Genomic DNA, 18,446 nt, shown 5'->3' with positions numbered 1-18,446 from the left:
GCTAGTACGTGTCCACCCGCGCCCCCACCGAACACACGTACTCGCCGGTCGCCACCTGGGGTTTGCGGCGGGACCGCCAGAAGATCCCGTTGCGGTCGGCGGTCACCGTCGCTTTCAGCATCCCGAACGGATCGGTCACGTCGAACAGCGCGTCCCCGGCGTCGACGCGATCCCCGAGCTCCACGGCGTAGTCCACGAGCCCGCCGGCCGGCGACCCATACCGGTCGAACTCGCGCGCGCGCACCTGCTCGGTCGTGTCCACGTCCCCATCCAGGAAGCCGTAATGCCGCAACACGTTGAACACGCCGGTGACGCCGTACTCGATGGAGTCGGCGTCCCACCCGACACACCCGCCGAGTTCGGGGTCGATGGTGGGCACGCCCGTGTTCGGTCCGGCGCGCGCGAGCTGCCCGTCGGGCCCCTTCTGATCGAGCACGTGGCCGGTGCCAAACACCTTCGCGAGCTCCAGGCACTGCGAGTGCAGGCGGTGGTGGCGGCCACACCGCACGCGCACCTCGTTGATCATCCGGGAGGTCGACCCCTGGTGGAGGTCGACGACGAGATCGGCGCTCTCGGCGGCCGTGAACGTCGCATGCGCGATGCGCTCGCTCGACGATCCATCGGCCGTCCCGGGGTACGCGCGGTTCAGCTTGGTGTCGTCGATGGGGTTGCGGTGTTCGGCCACCCGGAACGCGGGCAGGTTCGCGATGCCCACGATCAGGATCTCCCCCGCGATCTCCGCGGGGTCGAGTTGCGGGACGACGCGTCGCACCACACCCACGCCGTTGAGTTCGTCGCCGTCGCTTGCGGCCTGCATGTACAGCGTCTTGCCGTCCCGCGCGCCGTTCACGACCGCGACCGGCAACCCAAGCGTGGTGCCGTCGCGCGTCTCGCCGACCGTGAGGCGGCCACTGTCGAACTCCCCGGGTGCGGCCGACGCGGTGCCAAGGCTGGTCATTGTGTGTCGGTTCCACCGGCCGTCCCTTCAGCGATTCGGTCGCCGAACCAACGGGGCTAAAGCCCGGCCGCCACAACACCCGCCTATGCCAGAACGGCCCGGCGTACAGAACCTCCTGGACGCGCTGAACGTGGCCACGCAGGTCAAACGCGGCGCCGTCGTCGGCGCGCTCGTCGCGATCGGAACCTACTGGCTGTTCGTGGTGTCAGCCGGCGGCTCCGCCTACCCCACCCCGTATCTGGCCGGCATGGGGCTCGTGTTGGCGTTCACGGTCGCGATGTTCGCAACCGCCGTGTTCACGCTGGGCGCTGCCTACCGCGTCTCGAAGACGGTCGACATCCCGGACTCCGATTAAGCGCCGGCCAGCTCCCGCAGCTTCTGTGCGCCGCTGCGCGTCCCCTTCGCGAGCAACACGTCACCCGCCCGGACAGTGGTCTCCGGCCCCGGCTCGATCACCCACGCGTCCTCGGGGCTGCGGTGTCCGTCCCGGCTGCCCGCCGCCGCCACGTCACCGGTGTCCGGTGTGGCACCCCGTCGAACCGCGATGATTCGCATTCCGGTCCTGGTTTTCACGCGCTGGTCGCCGAGTGTCGTCCCCGGAAGCTCGCCGCCCGCGCCCACTGGCACCCGCACCACCACCTCGTCGGAGGCCTCGACGGCCTCCTGGACGACGATGTGGGTGTCAAGCCCACGGAGCACCCCCTCGCTGATCTCGACGGCGGCGTCGCTGATGACCTCCGTCGCCGTGGCGATCTGCATCAGCCCGCGCAGCGACACGGGATCGGCGATGTCCGTGGCGGCGCGCAGCGTCCACGCCTCGAACCGGGATTTCAGGGCGTCCACTTCCGCCTCCAACTCGACGACCTCCTCGGCCAGCCCGTCGTCGTCGAACAGCACCGCGCCGTACGCCAGATCGACGGCGAGCTCGCTCATGTTCTTCATCAACGCCACCGACGTGACCGCGCGCCCGAGGTCCGCGACCGCCGGCTCGCTGGGCGCCGGCGGGTCGTACGCCGTCCCCGTCACCGTCTCGTAGACGCCCTCGACGCCGGTCGTGGGACCCCGGAGCAGGAGCACGTCCGCGGGCCGCAGCGTCGTCTCGGGCCCCGGGTTCGGCAGCCAGTCGCCCGCGTCGCCGTCGCCGCGGCGGACGGCGATCACCCGCACGCCGGTGTTCGTCTCCAGGTCCACGTCGCCAAGCGTCCGGTCGGCGTACCGCGAGTCGGCCACCAACCGCCCCCGGACCAGTGACTCCGCGGCGTCGGGCAGCGCGCCCTGCATCGCGTCGGGCAGCCCCACGTCCTCGCGAACGACTTTCGCGATGTCGCCCGCGGCGTCGCTCATCTTCTCGGTCGCCGCCACCACCCCCAAGACGGGGGCAAGCGACTCGGCGTCAGCGGGGCTGCGTGCCGCCAACAGTAGCGTCATTCGCGCGCGCAACTGGAGCACGTCCATGCGCTTCTCCAGGCGGAGCACCTCGTCGGCGACGTTGTTGCTGCCGTGCAACACCGCCGAAAACGACAGGTCGACGAGCAACTCGGCGGTGTCTTTCAGCTCCACGAGGAGGTCTTTCGCGCTCGCCGGCTCGTACTCGACGCGGCCACCCATACGCCCGGCTTCGCCCCCGGTTGCGTTAAACGTTGGCGTACTCGGCCCCGAGCGATTATTTCACACAAAAAACCGATACCCATTAGGACCGGCGTGGGTGAGCCTATAGCATGTCCGACGAACTCAAGAAGGGGCTCGAAGACGTGCTCGTGGCCGAATCCGACCTGAGCTTCATCGACGGCGACGCCGGCAAGCTCGTGTACTGCGGATACGCCATCGAGGACCTCGCGCGCACCGCCAGCTACGAGGAAGTGTTGTACCTGCTTTGGCACGGCGACCTCCCGACGCGATCCGAACTCGACGCCTTCCGGGCGGACATGGCGAGCCACCGCGAGATCGACGACGACGTCCTCGCGCTCGTCGAGAACCTCGCGGCCGCCGACGCCGACCCGATGGCCGCGCTCCGAACCGCCGCCTCGGCGCTGTCCGCGCACGACGACACCGCCGGCAGCTCGGATCCCGACGACGCCCGCGAGTCAGGGAAACGCATCACCGCGAAACTCCCCACCATCGTCGCGGCGTTCACGCGCCTCCGGAACGGCGACGACGTGGTCGCGCCCCGCGACGACCTCGGCCACGCCGCGAACTTCCTGTACATGCTGAACGGCGAGGCGCCCGACGACGTGCTCGCGGACGTCTTCGACCAGGCGCTGGTGTTGCACGCCGACCACGGCCTGAACGCGTCCACGTTCTCCGGGATGGTCACGGCAAGCACGCTGGCGGACGTCCACGCCGCGGTCACGTCCGCGATCGGCACGCTCTCGGGCAGCCTCCACGGCGGCGCGAACGCCAACGTCATGCGGATGCTCAAGGAGGTCGACGACAGCGACAAGGACCCGCTGTCCTGGGTCCAGGACGCCCTGGCGAACGGCGAGCGCGTGATGGGGTTCGGCCACCGCGTCTACAACGTCAAAGACCCCCGGGCGCGCATCCTCAGCGAGCGCAGCGAGGAGCTCGGTGCGGCCGCCGGCGACACCAAATGGTACGAGATGAGCGTCGCCATCGAGGACTACATGGCTGATGAGAAGGGCCTCGCGCCGAACGTTGATTTCTACTCGGCGTCGACGTACTACCAGATGGGGATCCCGGTCGACATCTACACGCCGATCTTCGCCATGTCCCGCGTCGGCGGCTGGGTCGGCCACGTCCTCGAACAGTACGACGACAATCGCCTCATCCGACCGCGCGCGCGATACGTGGGTGCCGAGGACCGCGACAGCACGCCCCTCGACGAGCGGTAACTGTCACTGTTCGCTCGGCTGCTCCGCTCGGAGCCACCCCGGCTGCACACTCAGCACGGAGCCAGCGGGTCGCCGTCGACACGCTCGACGGTCGCCGGCGTCACGAGGTAGTGGGCGTGTGAGCCACCGTCCGTGTGTGTCTTATGCGACCTGTTCGACGCTGGTTCGGTCCACGATTCCGTGCTCCAGTACGGATGAACCACCGCAACGCGAACGCCGTCCGCTGTCCGGTTGGTGACCGTCGCGTTCTTTCGAACCGCCGTCGCACTGGTTCCCCAGCTGTCGAGGCACCTCGCGCCGGCCAGTTCGGACCGAAGATACTCCGCTTCGGCAGCGAGCGCCCGTTCTTTGGCCGTTGAATCCGTCAGTGACGTTCCGTTCGGTGCTGTGTCCGACTGTCTGTGCGTCGAACAGCCGGTGAGTCCTGCGGCGACGGCGAGCGCCACACTCGAAAGCAAGCGCCGCCGGGTCCGGGCCCTGGACATGGCTGCGTGTGCTCCCCGATCGGGTAAATGCTTTCTCGGTGTCCTGTGCTGCGTAGACCGATCCCTCACGGCACGATCGACCACCTGATTCGCAGTCGCGACTGCGGAACTGGCACACGCGTGCCCCGTCTAACCAAGCCCCCACTCGCAGTTTCACTTTCACTCCGCTTCGATCGGTTTTATATTGATGCGCGTCCTACCGATAGCTGTCACACGCTCCGTTCTCGCGTTCTTCGCCGCTCACCACCAACGGTTAAACCCGGACCACGCATACCAGCGAGTATGCTCTCGCTGTCCGACATTCGGGACGCCCGCGAGCGCGTCTCCGAAACCGCCCGCCACACACCGCTTGAGTACTCGCATACGTTCTCCGATCTCACCGGCGCGGACGTCCGCCCGAAGCTGGAGTGTTTCCAGCGCACCGGCTCGTTCAAGATCCGCGGCGCGACCAACCGCATCCGCACGCTCTCCGCCGACCAGCAGGACGCCGGCGTGGTCACCGCGTCGGCCGGCAACCACGCCCAGGGCGTCGCGCTCGCGGCCTCCCGGTCGGGCGTCGACTCGAAGGTGGTGATGCCGGAGTCCGCGCCCATCTCGAAGATCAAGGCCACCAAGAGCTACGGCGCCGAAGTCGTCCTCCACGGCGCCGACTACGACGACGCACAGGCCCACGCCCACGAACTCGAAGCCGCCGAAGGCCGCACGTACGTCCACGCCTTCGACGACGAGTACATCATGGCCGGCCAGGGCACCCTGGGCCTCGAAATCGCCGCGGACTGTCCGACGGTTGACACCGTCGTTGTCCCCATCGGTGGCGGTGGCCTCATCTCCGGCGTCGCCACCGCGCTCAAGGGCGAACTCGACGACGTGCGCGTCATCGGCGTGCAGGCCGAGGGGGCCTCGACGGTCGCGCGGTCCCTCGACAAGGGCCAGCCACAGGCCGTCGATCACGTCGACACCATCGCCGACGGTATCGCCGTCCGACAGGTCGGGGCGCAGACGTTCCCCGTCATCCAGGAGCACGTCGACGAGGTCGTCACCGTCTCCGACGACGAGATCGCCACCGCGCTCGTGTTGCTGCTGGAGCGCGGGAAAACCCTCGTTGAGGGTGCCGGCGCCACCGCGCTCGCGGCCGTCCTGGAGGACAAATTCGAGTACGCGGACGGCGAAACCATCGTGCCCGCGCTCTGTGGGGGCAACATCGACCTCAACCTCCTCACCACGGTGATCGTTCGCGGGCTCGTCGACCAGGGCCGCTACGTCAAGATCCGCACCGTGCTCAAGGACAGCCCGGGCAGCCTCAACGACCTGCTGGCGACCGCCGCCGAGGAGCGCGCGAACATCTACGCCATCCAGCACGACCGCACCAACCGCGACATCGCGATGAACGCCACCGAGGTCGAACTCGACCTCGAAACGCGAGGCCCCGAACACGTCGACCGGCTGCTCACCCGGATCCAGGACGAGGGCTTCGACGTCACGGTGCTCAACGGCCCCCAGATCGTCAGCGAGTGACGCGGCCCGGACCTCGTAGGTTTAAGACGTGGGGGTGCCACGTCACGAGCATGAAGCGCCCGATTGAAACCGCTGATGCGCCCGCCGCGGTCGGCGCGTACAGTCAGGCAGCCACCGACGGTGACGTCGTGTTCACCGCCGGTCAGATCCCGATGACGCCCGACGGCGAGCTCATCGCCGACGAGCCCATCGACGTCCAGACCCGCCAGAGCCTCGAAAACGTCAAAGCCATCCTCGAAGCGGAGGGGCTGAACATGCAGGACGTGCTCAAGGTGTCCGTGTTCATGGACGACATGGACGACTTCGACGCCATGAACGCCGCGTACAAGGAGTACTTCCAGGACAACCCGCCCGCGCGCTCCGCCGTCGAAGTCGCCGCCCTCCCGAAGGGCGTCGGCGTCGAGATCGAAGCCATCGCCGCACAGCGCGACTGAGGCATGGTCGCCGCCCGCACGACCGACACCCTGCTGTGGGGTTGCATCGCCGCGCTCGCGTTCCTCGTGCTCGCGCAGGCGTACGTGCTGGCGACCGGCGCTGCCGTTCCGTTGGCCCCGCTGTTCGGGGTTGCACTCGTCGTGTTCGCCGTCGGCGCCGCCACCGGCCGCGCTGCGCGGGTCCGAGTCGGCGACTGACCCGAACAGAAGGGTTTAAACGCACGACCCCGGTACGGAGGACTGGGCCGGGATGGCCGAATGGCAAAGCGCACGCCTGGAAAGCGTGTCCCCTTACGGGGTTCAGGGTTCAAATCCCTGTCCCGGCGTTTCTCGCGATAGTTTCGAGCGCCCAGCGGCGGCGTCGTCGCCCCGCCTCAGTCCGTGGCGCGCATCGGCGGCCGGGTTCGGTAGGTGAGCGCGCGCCACAGCCACTCCAGGGGGCCATACTGGAAGTACCGCACCCAGAGCACCGACAGCGCGATCTGTCCCACCCACACGGCGGCCACGATACCCAGCGCCGCCACCCGGGAGACCCGGCCGAACAGCCCGAGGCCGTGCCCGTAGAAGATCGCCGTGGCGACGACGGTCTGGAGGATGTAGTTGCTGAACGCGGTGCGGCCGACGGCGGCCAGCCCGCGCGTGACGACGCCCGTTGGCCAGCGCTTGGCGACCAGCATCACGGCTCCGAGGTAGGCGCCGGCCAGGGGAACGCTGCCCCAGTAGTTGAACTGCCCCCAGAGCAGCCCGGCGGACGCGGCCCAGTCGGCGGCCGTGATATACCAGACGCCGGCGGCGGTCACGGCCAGCCCGACGGTGCCGCCGACGGCGACCAGCCGCCGGTAGAACGCCCGGGATCTGTCGTTGGTGGTGACGCCGGTGTGGAACAGCGCCATCCCGTACAGCATCAGGCCCGCGGTCCGCCAGCCGGTGTTGGCGATGTAGCCGGTGGTCTGGCGGCCGAGCGCGGAGTCGACGCGGTGGGCGAGTTGGGCGCTCCAGCCCCCGCGGTAGGCCTCGATCTGCGCCTGCAGCGCGCCATCGGCGGGCTGCCAGCTGCTCGCGAAGACACCGGGATCGGCGACCAGCGCCGACAACAGGGTCAACAGCGTGGGCACGGCGAGCAGCGCGGTGCCGGCGAGCAGGAGGTCCCGTGTCTCCCAGTTGCGGGCGGCAACGACGAACAGCGCGGTGACGCCGTACGCCACCAGGATGTCGCCGTACCAGAGCACGTAGGCGTGTACGAGGCCGAACGCGATCAGCCACAGCGACCGCCGGACGTGCAGCGTGACCGCCGGGTCGCCGTCGCGCTCGCGGTTGCGAACGAACATCGCCACCCCGGTGCCGAACAGCAGCGTGAACACGGTGATGAACTTCTGTTTCACGAGGAGGTGGCCGGCCAGCCACGCCCAGTAGTTCATGCCGGTGAAGTCGCCGTACGCAGTGGGGTTCAACAGCACGACTTCGGGCATGGAGAACGCGCGGACGTTGATGACGAGGATGCCCAGCAACGCCACGCCACGGAGCGCGTCCAGCCCGATGATGCGGTCCGTGGGTGCCGTCGGGGAGCCTTTGGTGGTCATGTGTGTGGCGTGTCCGCGACGCGGCGGATGCGTTGTCACCGTCGTGGCGGCTGCTAAAAGTTGTTGGTGCCGTGGCGTCAGTCGGAACTTAAACCCAGGCCTATGTCCGGCTCGTCGTGTGTCTGTACGGCACAGTGGCTCGTGTATACTGTGGTGTGGGCTGCCGTCCGGGCGTGTCGCGGCCGTTTCGCTGCCCTCCGATCCGAGACGATTTAGAAGGATTTATATAGAATGGCAATCAATCTATCTACTGAACATGGCTCAGCAACAGCGAATGCAGGGACAGCCGATGATCATCATGGGCGACGACGCACAGCGCGTGAAAGACCGCGACGCCCAGGAACACAACATCTCGGCCGCCCGCGCGGTCGCCGACGCAGTACGCTCGACGCTCGGCCCGAAGGGCATGGACAAGATGCTCGTCTCCTCGATGGGCGACGTCACCGTCACCAACGACGGCGTCACCATCCTCCAGGAGATGGACATCGACAACCCGACCGCCGAGATGATCGTGGAAGTCGCCGAAACCCAGGAAGACGAAGCCGGCGACGGCACCACGACCGCGGTCGCCATTGCGGGCGAACTCCTCAAGAACGCCGAGGACCTCCTCGAGCGGGACATCCACCCGACAGCCATCATCAAGGGCTACAACCTCGCCGCCGAACAGGCCCGCGAGGAAGTCGACAACGTCGCCGTTGATGTCGACCCCGACGACAAGGACCTCATCCGCAGCGTCGCCGAGACCTCGATGACCGGCAAGGGCGCGGAACTCGACAAGGAGCTCCTTTCGAGCATCATCTACGACGCGGTCAACCAGGTCGCCGTCGAAACCAACGACGGCGGGATCGTCGTCGACGCCGCCAACATCAACATCGAGACCCAGACCGGCCACGGCGTCAACGAGTCCCAGCTGCTCCGCGGTGCCGCCATCAGCAAGGACCCCGTCCACGACCAGATGCCCGCCGCAGTCGAGGACGCCGACGTCCTCCTGCTGAACGAGGCCATCGAAGTCGAGGAAGCCGAAGCCGACACCTCGGTCAACATCGAGAGCCCCGACCAGCTCCAGTCGTTCCTCGACCAGGAGGAAAAGCAGCTCAAGGAGAAGGTCCAGCAGATCGCCGACACCGGCGCGAACGTCGTCTTCTGCCAGAAGGGCATCGACGACATGGCCCAACACTACCTCGCCAAGGAGGGCATCCTCGCGGTCCGCCGCACGAAGAAATCCGACATCGAGTTCCTCACGAACGTCCTCGACGCGTCGGTCGTCACGGACCTCGACGCCGCCTCCGAGGCTGACGTGGTCGCGGGCTCGGTCACGCGCGACAGCGACGACGAACTGTTCTACGTCGAGGGCGAGAGCGAGCAGGCCCACGGCGTCACGCTCCTGCTGCGTGGCTCGACCGACCACGTCGTCGACGAGCTCGAACGCGGCGTCTCCGACGCGCTCGACGTGTCCGCCCAGACGCTCTCGGACGGCCGCGTCCTCCCCGGTGGCGGCGCCACCGAGGTCGAAGTCGCCAGCCGCCTGCGTGACTTCGCGGACTCCGTCTCCGGGCGCGAACAGCTCGCCGTCGAGGCGTTCGCCGACTCCCTGGAGCTCGTGCCCCGCGTCCTCGCGGAGAACGCCGGCCTGGACTCCATCGACACGCTCGTCGACCTCCGGTCGGCCCACGAGAACGACGACGACGAACACATCGGGCTGAACGTCCTCTCCGGCGACCTCGAAGACACCTTCGAGGCCGGCGTCGTCGAACCCGCACACGCCAAAGAGCAGGCCGTGACCTCTGCCAGTGAGGCCGCGAACCTCGTGCTCAAGATCGACGACATCATCTCGGCCGGCGATCTCTCGACGGACAAGGGCGACGACGACGGCGGTGCCGGCGGCATGGGCGGCGGTATGGGCGGTGGCATGGGCGGCATGATGTAAGCCCGGCCGTCACCACACCCCGCATGCACCGCTCGCTGACCGACGCCGACGTTCTTTGCGCGCGATCTCCACCGCGCCAGCGGTGCCGCCGGCGACCACGGCTGTGCCCGGTCGCGTTCCCGGAGTGGTGGTTACGCGTCGCCGTCGAGGTCGAGTTCGAACTGTTCGTTTTCGGCGGCCGCGTTGAGCACGACACTGGTGCTGCTTTCGTTGATGTCGGCGTCCGCCAGCAACTCCTTGATGAGCGTGTTCATGTCGTCGGTGTCGGTGAACTTCCCGATGGCGAGGACGTCGTAGTCCCCGGTGATCTCGTAGACGGACACCATCTGCTTGTGGCCCCGCAGCGTCCCAGTGATTTCAGGGAGCGCGGTGCCGTCGACTTTCAACTGGAGGATGGCCGTCACGTCGTATCCGAGGCGTTCGTAGTCGACGACCGGCGTGTAGCCGTTGACAGCGCCCTCGTCTTCGAGGGTTTGGAGGTGATTCGAGACCGTGGTGACCGACACGTCGAGGTCGTCGGCGAGGCTCCGGAGGCTCGCGCGGCCGTCTCCGAGTAGCTCGTTGACCAGTTTCACGTCGAGGTTCTCGTAGGTCATGCGTCCGGCTACCGTCTCCACCGTATAGAAGTTTACGAACGTCCAATTCTGTCTCGCATCGCAATCACTTACACCGAGCGATACTCATTTATCCATGGAGGGAACAACACGTACCGTACATCGAAATGACGAACGGAGATTCTTCATCGAGCGCGCTCACCGACAACGAGCGGGCCGTACTGGACGACATCGAGGCGCAGGGCATTGACTTCCTCCGCCTCCAGTTCACCGACATCCTCGGCACAGTCAAAAACGTCTCCATTCCGGCCCACCAGGCCGAAAAGGCGTTCACCGAGGGGATCTACTTCGACGGCTCCTCGATCGAGGGGTTCGTGCGCATCCAGGAGTCGGACATGCGACTCGACCCCGACCCCGAGACGTTCGCCGTGCTCCCGTGGCGGTCGAACGGCGACGGCGGCAGCGCCCGCCTCATCTGTGACGTCGTTGACCGCGAGGGCAACGCCTTCGCCGGCGGTCCCCGGCAGGTCCTGAAGAACGTGCTCGCGCGCGCCGACGACATGGGGTACTCCGTCAGCATCGGCCCCGAGCCGGAGTTCTTCCTCTTCGAGAAGGACGACGACGGGAACGCGACCACGACCGCCCACGACCAGGGCGGCTACTTCGACCTCGCACCGAAGGACCTCGCGTCGGACATCCGCCGCGAGATCATCTTCACGCTCGAAGCGATGGGCTTCGAGATCGAAGCCAGCCACCACGAGGTCGCGCGCGGCCAACACGAGATCAACTTCAAGTACGACGACGCGCTCACCACCGCCGACAACATCGCGACGTTCCGCGCGGTCGTGCGCGCCGTCGCCGAACAACACGACGTGCACGCCACGTTCATGCCCAAGCCCATCGGCGAGATCAACGGCTCGGGCATGCACAGCCACATCTCGCTGTTCGACGAGGACGGCGAGAACGTCTTCGCCGACAACGACGACGAGTTCAACCTCTCGGAGACGGCCTACCACTTCATGGGCGGCGTGCTCGAACACGCCCCCGCGTTCACCGCCGTCACCAACCCCACGGTGAACTCCTACAAGCGCCTCGTCCCGGGCTACGAAGCGCCCGTCTACATCGCGTGGAGCGGCGTGAACCGGTCGGCGCTCATCCGCGTGCCCGACGCCGCTGGCGTCTCCGCGCGCTTCGAGATCCGGTCGCCGGACCCCTCGTGTAACCCCTACCTCGCGCTCGCCGCCGTCATCGCCGCCGGCCTCGACGGCATCGACACCGACGCCGATCCCGGCGACGCCGTCCGCGAGGACATCTACGAGTTCGACGAGGACAAACGCGACGCCTACGGCATCGACACGCTCCCGGGCCACCTCGGCGACGCGGTGACGGCCCTGGAATCCGACCCCGTGATGCAGGACGCGCTCGGCGAGCACGTCTGCGAGAAGTTCGCGGAGGCCAAACGCCACGAGTACGCCGAGTACAAGGCGTCCGTTTCGGAGTGGGAGACCGACCGCTACCTCGAGAAGTTCTGAGCCGCGGGTAGCCCGACGAACACCGCGCCGGCGGCAGCGTGCGCGCCGAACACCGGTATCGCCCCGGCACCCACGCCGACCGACGCCGCGGCCACACCCCCGGCGACGACCACCGCGCCCGCGCCAGCCATCGGGCGGGTCCCGCGTCCGACTGCGCCACGCGCGGCTACGATCCACCACCCCACCAGCCCGCCGGCCGCCCCGCCGAGCGCCGCCACGGCGTCGGTCGTCGGCCCGGCCACGGCGACCGCCCCCGCAGCCAGCATCACAGCCAGTCCGAACCCGTAGCTGACGCGCTGCCGCGTCACCGCCAGCACTCCGCCCACCACTGCGACGCCCACGCCCGCCCCAGCCACGACGTCCACGAGGTAATGGACGCCCAGCGCGAGCCGCGTGGCCGACACGACCACCACCATCGCCGCGCCGGCCGCGTACCGCTGTCGCCGCCCGCCGACATCGAGCAGCGCCGCCAGCCCGCCGTACAGCACGGCCGACCCGATGGCGTGCCCGCTCGGAAAGCCGGTTCCGTGGGCCGTCACGTGGGCCACCGACGCGGGCGGCCGCGGCGCGGCGAACACGCCTTTCAGGAGCACGATGGCCGCCAGTCCGACGCCCACCATGGCCAGCAACCGCGCCCCGTCACGCCGCCCGAGCACGCCAGCGCGCGCGCCGAGCACGGCGGCCACTGGCGGTGCGCCTGCGACGACGTACCCACTACCGAGCGTTGTCAGCACCACGACCGCCCCGACCAGCGGGTCCGGCACGCTCCCCGCGATCGCGTCGGTGACGCCGACGCCCCGCCCCGTCACGGCCCCCGCCAGGACCGCACGCGGTCGACCAGCCGGCCCGGCGCGCCCAGCGCGCTCGCACCCACGCCGACCACGACCATCAGCGCGTACAGCCCCAGCGTTGAGAGCCACACCACGATCATCGCCAGGATCGCCCACCCCCCGGAGAGGGACGCGAACGCCCCCAGCGTCATCACGGTGCCGTACAACAACACCAGGTACGGCCCCCATCCCCGTGCTTTTCCGCGGCGCTGGCGGGCGCGCACGTACTGTTTCAGCTCGGCTTCAAGATCCGCTCGGCTGACGGTCTTGGCATCGAGGTCCTCGCGGAGCGCCTCGACCTCGGCTCCGAGGGCCGCTACGTCCGGCGCTTCCGAGGGCGGTGCTCGCGTCTCCTCGTCGCTCTCGTTGTCAGTTCGTCCCGACGGCACGGCGTTGAGTACCGCCCCAACTGTCATAACGATGCCGCCACGCTACAGGACCGCCGCCTCGACCTCCGCGAGCCCGCCGTCGGTCTTGAACGTCGTGCCGCCGAAATGCGTCCGAGACGCCCGCAAGCCCGCGTCCCGCAACTGATCGAGGAACTCCGCCATCCCCACTGCGGGTTCGCCCCACTGGCTGTACAGCCGGTGTTGGTCGTAGTGGGTCGGCTCGTGGAGCTCGCCCTCGATGGTCTGCAGCAGGTGGAACGCCTGCGAGGCCTCCCCCATCTCCCGGGTCAACTGCTCGCGCACGCTCGCCGCGAACGCCTCCTCGTGGGCCGGCCCGAGCCACAGCGGCCCGGCGGTCAACACCTGGTGGCCGCCACACCGTGGACACTCCGCCCGCGGGGCGGCCACGAGGCCGTACTCGTGGTCGCGGGACAGACACTGCTGGCAGTGATACACGTGCCCGACCTGCTCGACCGCCGCGTTCGCGTCGGTCGCCCGGTGATCCAGTTCGAGGTACGTCCGCACGTAGTGGTCGCTGACGTGGCTCAGGATCGGCGTCACGCCGACGTCATACCGGGCCGCCGTCCGCGCCAACGCCCCCAGCAGGATCCGCAGCCCCATCTCCGCGTGGTAGTTCGTGTTCCGGGGGGTCGCCGAATACTTCCGCACGCCGGACTCGAAATGCGCGCCACACAGCGGCGCGGTGTCCGTCGCGGTCACACACACGAGGTTGCGCGCGTTCGCGAACGCCGCGTCCGCGAACGGCATCGGCGACCCGAACGGGTCGATGTCAACCACGTCGAGCACGCGGTCGTGGTCGTGCAGCAGGCTGTTGGCGTCCCGCGCGACGACCTCGCCGTCCAGGCCGTTGCGCGCCAGGTTCGATGTCGCCAACTCGACGGCGTCGGCGTCGACGTCCGCCATCGTCACGTCCCAGCCCGCGTCCGCCGCCCGCACGCCGCGGATGCCGCTGGCGGTCATCGCGTCCAAATACGACGCCGCCCGCGGCTCACGTTCCCGGAACGCCGCCAGCGTCGCCACGGTCAGATCCCGGTTCAACTCCTGGGTCGCGTTGAAGAACACGTCGTCGGCGGCACCCTCACCGCCGCCCGACGCGGTCGGCACCGAAACCGTCACACCCCCCTCAGATACGTCCATACGCTCCGTCGGCGGCCACACGGCAAAAACGACCCGGACTCGCCACCCGCGCAACCGAACTGCTAAACCGCCCGCCCCCTAAGCACAGCACGTGCCCGACGACGGAGGCCCCAACAGCACCGGCTGGCAGGAGACCCTCGCCGAGACGGGGGCGCTCACCCCCGAGATCACGCGTCGCATCCTCGACGCGCACGGCGACCGCGGCCGCCGCGCCATCGAAGCCGCCAGCGAAGGCCGCGTCAAACAGTACACCGACTTCACGGTCGTCGTCGGTCACGGCGACGAGTACATCATCGAAGGCGGTGCCTGCAACTGCCAGGACGCCCGGTACAACCTCGGCCCCGACGAATCCTGTTGGCACGCCCTCGCCGCCGCCATCGCCGCCCGCGTCGGCGCCGTCGACCACCACGACATGTTCTACAGCGACGTCCGCGAGTTCGTCTGAGCCGCCGCGCTTGCGCTCGGCCGCCGGCAGCCGGGCCGCCAGAGACGGCGGCCGCGTCGCCGAGGCGCGTCGAGGACGCGGCGTCGGCTACTGGTCGGCGCAGTAGTCGACGAAGTTCCGGAGGATGCGCAGCCCGGTTGCCCCGGACTTCTCGGGGTGGAACTGCGTCCCGAAGACGTTGCCGGCGTCGTTGGCGACGACCGCGGGGAACCGCTCGCCGTAGTCGGTCTCCGCGACGACGTGACCGGGGTCGTCCGGCGCGGCGTAGTAGGAGTGCACGAAGTAGGCGTACTCGCCGTCGACGCCCCCGACGAGCGGGTGGTCGCGAGTGACAGCGAGCTCGTTCCAGCCCATATGCGGGACTTTCACCGTGCCGGTGAACCGGACGTTCCTGCCCGGAATGAGGTCCAGCCCCCTGGCGTCGCCTTGGCCCTCGTGGTCGGCCTCCTCGCTCGAAGACAACAGCATCTGCATCCCCAGACAGATGCCGAACAGGGGCCGCCCCTCGCCGGCCGCGTCGGTGAGTGCGTCCCGGAACGGCCCGGCGTTCTCCATGCCGTCGCCGAACGCGCCGACTCCCGGCAACACGATGCCGTCGGCGTCGTCCAACGCGCCCGGGTCCTCGACGATCGAAACGTCGGCGTTCGCGCGCTCCAACCCCCGCGTGACACTCCGCAGGTTCCCCAGGCCGTAGTCCACGACCACGATCGACGCCCCACGCTGCCCGGTGCCCGTCGTATCCATGGCCGCCCGTTCGCCACCGACGCCAAAGGCCTTTTTCGTCTCCACCGGTGCCCCGCCGCAACGCACGCGCAAACGCCCGCTGTGGTCCGTCTCCGCGAATAGAATGAAAAATCCTTTTTGATTCAATAATGGAACTGTAACCCGTACACCAATGGACCGACGCAACTTCCTCAAAACCGCGGGCGCAGCCGGAACCATCGGGATCAGCGGCCTCTCGGGCTGCCTGGGAGTCCTCGGTGGCGGCGGCGAAGACGCCGATGTCCGGTTCGTGCTGACGCCGGCCGAATCCGACGTGAACGTCAAAGAACAGTACGCCGGCGTCTTCGACTACCTCGAATCCGAGACCGGCGCGTCGATCGAACCCAAGGTGGCCGCCGACCACCAGGCCGTACTGCAGGCCCTGGAGAACGACCAGGCCGACATCGCCGACGCCTCGCCGACGCTCGCGGTCGTCGGCGACAACGCCGGCGTCACCGACGTCGTCGGCATCCGCGTTGCGTACGGCGCATCGCGGTACTTCTCGACGATCACCACCCAGCCCGACAGCCCCATCGACTCGCTGTCGGATCTCGCGGACGAAACGGTTGTCTTCGGCGCCCGCCTCTCCACGTCCGGCTCCCTGTTCCCGCTGAAGATGCTCGCCGATGCCGGCCTCGACGTCGGCGACGCTCCCGAGGGCGAGGTCACCGGCTTCACCGGGAAGTGGTCCAACGACCACAACACCGCCATCGAGCAGCTGCTCGAACGCGACGAGTACATGGCCGCCGGCACCGGCGCGTTCGTCTCCCTCCCACACGTCCCGCAGTCACAGCTCCCCGAGCAGGTCATGAACATCTCCTCGGACGCCGACACCGCCGGCACCGAGGACCCCGAGCTCCAGTTGCTGGCTGCCTCCGATCCGATCCCGCGCGCCCCGCTGCTCTCGCGGCGCAGCTGGGAGGGCAGCGTGCGCTCCGACGTGCAGACGGCGCTGCTCGACGCCACGGAGTCCGACCTCAAGGGCAGCAACGCCAGCGACGAACTCTGGTTCACCGGCGTCGCGGAGGCCACCATCGACGACTACGAGCCGGTCCGGAACGTCAAGAACACGCTCGGCCTCGAGTTTGGGAACTAGCCGGCCAGCAGCCGTGATTCCGAGTTGTTTTAGGCATCGAATCACTCCCTTCGACGCACCCACCGCCGGCAACGGCACCCAAGACAGATGAGCAACATAACGGTCACCAACCTGCACAAATCGTACGGCGACGTCGACGCCCTCGAGGACGTTTCCTTCGAGATCCTCGACGGCGAGTTCGTCGTCATCCTCGGCGAGTCCGGAGCGGGGAAGTCGACGCTCCTCCGGTGTCTCAACGGCCTCACAGAACCCACCACCGGCTCCGTGAAGATCGACGGTGAGCCGGTCAACGGCCCGCGCGACGACGTCGGGATGATCTTCCAACAGCACAACATCATCGAAGAAATGACGGCGTACACGAACGCCCTCTCGGGGTCGCTCAACCGCACCTCGCTGGTGCGCAGCCTCTTCCAGTGGAACGACCGCGAGGAGAAACTCGACGCGCTCCGCGCGCTCGACACCGTCGGCCTGCTCGACGACGCCGAACAGCGCGCCGGCCGCATGAGCGGCGGCCAGCAACAACGCGTCGGCATCTCGCGCGCGCTCGTGCAGGACCCGAACCTGCTGCTCGCCGACGAACCCGTTGCCAGCCTCGACCCGGCGAGCGCCGAATCAGTCATGGGGTACATCAAGGACGCCGCCGACCAGCACGACCTCACGACGCTCGCGAGCCTCCACCAGGTGAATCTGGCCCGCGAGTTCGGCCAGCGATTCATCGGCATGAAAGACGGCCGCGTCATCTTCGACGGCTACCGCGACGACCTCACGTTCGACGTCATCGACGACATCTACGGCAACATCCAGACCGACGCCATCCGCACCGGCGACGACGAGGACGACGCCAACGCTGACGTGGCCCCCACGACCAGCAGCGACGGCGGGACCGACGCCGCCGGCGGCCCCGACCAACAACCCGCATCCGACCCACATCTGTCATGAGCACGAAACCGAACGAGGGGCTGTTGGCCCGCTTTGGCTTCGGTGTCGACCCGGACGACAAATACGAAGCGCAACTCTACCGGATCAAGCGCAACCGAACGAAAAACCGCATCATCTGGGCGCTCGCCCTGATCGCCTTTCTCGTGCTGTTCGAGGTTGCGCTGGAACTGGTCAACTTCTCGCTGCTCGAAATCTCGGCGTACTGGTCGCAGTTCGTCGGGTCGCTTCGGGACTTCTTCCCGCTGACATCGCTGTTCGGCGTGGTGCCGTTCGTCGACGTGGGCCAGTATTACTCGTTTTTGGCGGCCCACGAAAACCCCTCGATTCCGCTTGCGGCGGTTGAGACGCTCGGCATCGCGTTCGCCGGCACGGTGCTCGGCGCGCCGCTGGCGCTGACGTTCGGCGTGCTCGGCAGCGAGCGCGTCACGCCGTTCCCGCTCAACTTCCTGTTCCGTGGCGTGATGAGCTCGATCCGGTCGATCCCCGCGCTCGTGTGGGCGCTCATCTTCATCCCGCTTGGCGGTCTCAGCCCGTTCACGGCGACGCTGGCCATCGGCACGGACACCATCGGGAACCTCGGGCGGCTGTTCACGGACGCCCTCGAAGAAGTCGAGGACGGCCCCATCGAGGGCGTCGAGTCGACCGGCGCGTCACGGCCCCAGGTCATCCTCTTCGGGATGCTCTCACAGATGGTGCGGCCGTTCATCGCGTGGTCGATGTACATCCTCGAAATCAACGTGCGGGTGGCGGTCACCATGGGCCTCATCAACGCCGGTGGGATCGGCGAGATCCTGATGTTGCAGCGCCAGACCCGCAGCTGGCACAACATGATGGCCACCATCATCGTCATCTTCGTGCTGGTGGTGTCAGTCGAAATGCTCAGCCAGCGCATCCGCTCCCGCATCCGGGGCAACGAGAGCACGAGCGTCCTCCGGCTGTTCGTGCGGACGATCAAGCAGTTCCCGTCGAAAACCCGGGAGGCGCTCACGTAAC

20 protein-coding genes and 1 tRNA gene are annotated in these 18,446 nt (G+C 68.1%); 12 read left to right on the top strand and 9 right to left on the bottom strand.

What is annotated here, in order from left to right; translation table 11 throughout:
• Position 1: 1 nt before the first annotated feature.
• The gene (locus tag JT689_RS09815; protein ID WP_010903551.1) at positions 2–958 is read right to left on the bottom strand and encodes a succinylglutamate desuccinylase/aspartoacylase family protein; all 957 of its coding nucleotides are present in this window, start codon (positions 956–958) and stop codon (positions 2–4) included.
• Positions 959–1,043: 85 nt separating this feature from the next.
• Between JT689_RS09815 and JT689_RS09810 the strand changes: the two genes are divergently transcribed.
• Positions 1,044–1,313, top strand: a complete 270-nt coding sequence (locus JT689_RS09810) for a hypothetical protein (protein ID WP_010903550.1) — start codon at positions 1,044–1,046, stop codon at positions 1,311–1,313.
• On the opposite strand, the gene JT689_RS09805 is transcribed toward JT689_RS09810, so the two are convergent.
• Complete coding sequence (locus JT689_RS09805; protein ID WP_205251102.1) at positions 1,310–2,566, bottom strand: potassium channel family protein; 1,257 nt, start codon at positions 2,564–2,566, stop codon at positions 1,310–1,312. The genes JT689_RS09810 and JT689_RS09805 overlap by 4 nt on opposite strands.
• Positions 2,567–2,676: 110 nt before the next feature.
• On the opposite strand from JT689_RS09805, the gene citZ reads away from it, so the two are divergent.
• Entirely contained in the window at positions 2,677–3,807 is a 1,131-nt protein-coding gene (citZ, locus tag JT689_RS09800; protein WP_205251101.1) for a citrate synthase, read from the top strand.
• Between the two features lie 50 nt (positions 3,808–3,857).
• Here citZ and JT689_RS09795 read toward each other — a convergent pair whose 3' ends face one another.
• A complete protein-coding gene (locus JT689_RS09795; RefSeq protein ID WP_205251100.1) occupies positions 3,858–4,292 on the bottom strand; it encodes a hypothetical protein in 435 nt (144 codons plus the stop codon).
• A 282-nt stretch (positions 4,293–4,574) separates the two neighbouring features.
• On the opposite strand from JT689_RS09795, the gene ilvA reads away from it, so the two are divergent.
• The 4 genes from ilvA (at position 4,575) to JT689_RS09775 (ending at position 6,567) form a co-directional block, all read left to right on the top strand.
• Positions 4,575–5,807, top strand: a complete 1,233-nt coding sequence (gene ilvA, locus JT689_RS09790) for a threonine ammonia-lyase (protein WP_010903546.1) — start codon at positions 4,575–4,577, stop codon at positions 5,805–5,807.
• Positions 5,808–5,857: 50 nt separating this feature from the next.
• Entirely contained in the window at positions 5,858–6,241 is a 384-nt protein-coding gene (locus tag JT689_RS09785) for a Rid family detoxifying hydrolase (RefSeq protein ID WP_010903545.1), read from the top strand.
• A 3-nt stretch (positions 6,242–6,244) separates the two neighbouring features.
• Positions 6,245–6,439 carry a hypothetical protein gene (locus tag JT689_RS09780; protein ID WP_205251099.1) on the top strand — a complete coding sequence of 65 codons (195 nt, stop codon included), beginning with the start codon at positions 6,245–6,247 and terminating at the stop codon, positions 6,437–6,439.
• A gap of 46 nt (positions 6,440–6,485) precedes the next feature.
• Positions 6,486–6,567, top strand: a tRNA-Ser gene (locus tag JT689_RS09775).
• A gap of 48 nt (positions 6,568–6,615) precedes the next feature.
• Here the strand turns inward: JT689_RS09775 and JT689_RS09770 are convergent.
• Positions 6,616–7,821: a DUF418 domain-containing protein gene (locus JT689_RS09770; protein WP_010903543.1), complete on the bottom strand. Its 1,206-nt coding sequence runs from the start codon at positions 7,819–7,821 to the stop codon at positions 6,616–6,618.
• Between the two features lie 256 nt (positions 7,822–8,077).
• Between JT689_RS09770 and thsB the strand changes: the two genes are divergently transcribed.
• Entirely contained in the window at positions 8,078–9,748 is a 1,671-nt protein-coding gene (gene thsB, locus JT689_RS09765; RefSeq protein ID WP_012289432.1) for a thermosome subunit beta, read from the top strand.
• 131 nt (positions 9,749–9,879) lie between these two features.
• Here thsB and lrp read toward each other — a convergent pair whose 3' ends face one another.
• The gene (gene lrp, locus JT689_RS09760; RefSeq protein WP_010903541.1) at positions 9,880–10,344 is read right to left on the bottom strand and encodes an HTH-type transcriptional regulator Lrp; all 465 of its coding nucleotides are present in this window, start codon (positions 10,342–10,344) and stop codon (positions 9,880–9,882) included.
• Positions 10,345–10,469: 125 nt separating this feature from the next.
• Here lrp and glnA point away from each other — a divergent pair, with 125 nt between their 5' ends.
• Positions 10,470–11,834 carry a type I glutamate--ammonia ligase gene (glnA, locus tag JT689_RS09755; protein WP_205251098.1) on the top strand — a complete coding sequence of 455 codons (1,365 nt, stop codon included), beginning with the start codon at positions 10,470–10,472 and terminating at the stop codon, positions 11,832–11,834.
• Here the strand turns inward: glnA and JT689_RS09750 are convergent.
• The 3 genes from JT689_RS09750 to JT689_RS09740 are packed head-to-tail and all read right to left on the bottom strand — an operon-like array spanning position 11,816 to position 14,211.
• Positions 11,816–12,643 carry a phosphatase PAP2 family protein gene (locus tag JT689_RS09750; RefSeq protein WP_205251097.1) on the bottom strand — a complete coding sequence of 276 codons (828 nt, stop codon included), beginning with the start codon at positions 12,641–12,643 and terminating at the stop codon, positions 11,816–11,818. The two genes, glnA and JT689_RS09750, sit on opposite strands and share 19 nt — an antisense overlap.
• Positions 12,640–13,080, bottom strand: coding sequence for a ribonuclease BN (locus tag JT689_RS09745; RefSeq protein WP_205251096.1), 441 nt, complete (start codon positions 13,078–13,080; stop codon positions 12,640–12,642). Before JT689_RS09745 ends, JT689_RS09750 begins: the two co-directional genes overlap by 4 nt.
• A 15-nt stretch (positions 13,081–13,095) precedes the next feature.
• Entirely contained in the window at positions 13,096–14,211 is a 1,116-nt protein-coding gene (locus JT689_RS09740) for a tRNA (guanine(26)-N(2))-dimethyltransferase (RefSeq protein WP_205251095.1), read from the bottom strand.
• Between the two features lie 91 nt (positions 14,212–14,302).
• On the opposite strand from JT689_RS09740, the gene JT689_RS09735 reads away from it, so the two are divergent.
• Positions 14,303–14,656 carry a hypothetical protein gene (locus tag JT689_RS09735; protein WP_012289430.1) on the top strand — a complete coding sequence of 118 codons (354 nt, stop codon included), beginning with the start codon at positions 14,303–14,305 and terminating at the stop codon, positions 14,654–14,656.
• Positions 14,657–14,743: 87 nt separating this feature from the next.
• Here the strand turns inward: JT689_RS09735 and hisH are convergent, their stop codons facing one another.
• Entirely contained in the window at positions 14,744–15,400 is a 657-nt protein-coding gene (hisH, locus tag JT689_RS09730) for an imidazole glycerol phosphate synthase subunit HisH (protein WP_205251094.1), read from the bottom strand.
• A gap of 151 nt (positions 15,401–15,551) precedes the next feature.
• On the opposite strand from hisH, the gene JT689_RS09725 reads away from it, so the two are divergent.
• From JT689_RS09725 to phnE, 3 genes are all read left to right on the top strand, one after another.
• Positions 15,552–16,514, top strand: a complete 963-nt coding sequence (locus tag JT689_RS09725; RefSeq protein WP_205251093.1) for a phosphate/phosphite/phosphonate ABC transporter substrate-binding protein — start codon at positions 15,552–15,554, stop codon at positions 16,512–16,514.
• A gap of 87 nt (positions 16,515–16,601) precedes the next feature.
• A complete protein-coding gene (locus JT689_RS09720; RefSeq protein WP_205251092.1) occupies positions 16,602–17,453 on the top strand; it encodes a phosphonate ABC transporter ATP-binding protein in 852 nt (283 codons plus the stop codon).
• Positions 17,450–18,445: a phosphonate ABC transporter, permease protein PhnE gene (gene phnE / locus JT689_RS09715; protein ID WP_205251091.1), complete on the top strand. Its 996-nt coding sequence runs from the start codon at positions 17,450–17,452 to the stop codon at positions 18,443–18,445. Before JT689_RS09720 ends, phnE begins: the two co-directional genes overlap by 4 nt.
• The last annotated feature ends 1 nt before the right edge of the window (position 18,446 follow it).

This window comes from Halobacterium sp. GSL-19 (assembly GCF_016917855.1).
Lineage (GTDB): Archaea > Halobacteriota > Halobacteria > Halobacteriales > Halobacteriaceae > Halobacterium > Halobacterium salinarum.
Note: the sequence above shows the minus strand (reverse complement) of the source record. Positions and strands in the feature narration are given on the sequence as shown.

Excerpts from the sequence above, each read along its gene's own strand:
- JT689_RS09815 (WP_010903551.1), bottom strand. The coding sequence starts at position 958 with ATGACCAGCCTTGGCACCGCGTCGGCCGCACCCGGGGAGTTCGACAGT.
- JT689_RS09810 (WP_010903550.1), top strand. The coding sequence starts at position 1,044 with ATGCCAGAACGGCCCGGCGTACAGAACCTCCTGGACGCGCTGAACGTG.
- JT689_RS09805 (WP_205251102.1), bottom strand. The coding sequence starts at position 2,566 with ATGGGTGGCCGCGTCGAGTACGAGCCGGCGAGCGCGAAAGACCTCCTC.
- citZ (WP_205251101.1), top strand. The coding sequence starts at position 2,677 with ATGTCCGACGAACTCAAGAAGGGGCTCGAAGACGTGCTCGTGGCCGAA.
- JT689_RS09795 (WP_205251100.1), bottom strand. The coding sequence starts at position 4,292 with ATGTCCAGGGCCCGGACCCGGCGGCGCTTGCTTTCGAGTGTGGCGCTC.
- ilvA (WP_010903546.1), top strand. The coding sequence starts at position 4,575 with ATGCTCTCGCTGTCCGACATTCGGGACGCCCGCGAGCGCGTCTCCGAA.
- JT689_RS09785 (WP_010903545.1), top strand. The coding sequence starts at position 5,858 with ATGAAGCGCCCGATTGAAACCGCTGATGCGCCCGCCGCGGTCGGCGCG.
- JT689_RS09780 (WP_205251099.1), top strand. The coding sequence starts at position 6,245 with ATGGTCGCCGCCCGCACGACCGACACCCTGCTGTGGGGTTGCATCGCC.
- JT689_RS09770 (WP_010903543.1), bottom strand. The coding sequence starts at position 7,821 with ATGACCACCAAAGGCTCCCCGACGGCACCCACGGACCGCATCATCGGG.
- thsB (WP_012289432.1), top strand. The coding sequence starts at position 8,078 with ATGGCTCAGCAACAGCGAATGCAGGGACAGCCGATGATCATCATGGGC.
- lrp (WP_010903541.1), bottom strand. The coding sequence starts at position 10,344 with ATGACCTACGAGAACCTCGACGTGAAACTGGTCAACGAGCTACTCGGA.
- glnA (WP_205251098.1), top strand. The coding sequence starts at position 10,470 with ATGACGAACGGAGATTCTTCATCGAGCGCGCTCACCGACAACGAGCGG.
- JT689_RS09745 (WP_205251096.1), bottom strand. The coding sequence starts at position 13,080 with ATGACAGTTGGGGCGGTACTCAACGCCGTGCCGTCGGGACGAACTGAC.
- JT689_RS09740 (WP_205251095.1), bottom strand. The coding sequence starts at position 14,211 with ATGGACGTATCTGAGGGGGGTGTGACGGTTTCGGTGCCGACCGCGTCG.
- hisH (WP_205251094.1), bottom strand. The coding sequence starts at position 15,400 with ATGGATACGACGGGCACCGGGCAGCGTGGGGCGTCGATCGTGGTCGTG.
- JT689_RS09725 (WP_205251093.1), top strand. The coding sequence starts at position 15,552 with ATGGACCGACGCAACTTCCTCAAAACCGCGGGCGCAGCCGGAACCATC.
- JT689_RS09720 (WP_205251092.1), top strand. The coding sequence starts at position 16,602 with ATGAGCAACATAACGGTCACCAACCTGCACAAATCGTACGGCGACGTC.
- phnE (WP_205251091.1), top strand. The coding sequence starts at position 17,450 with ATGAGCACGAAACCGAACGAGGGGCTGTTGGCCCGCTTTGGCTTCGGT.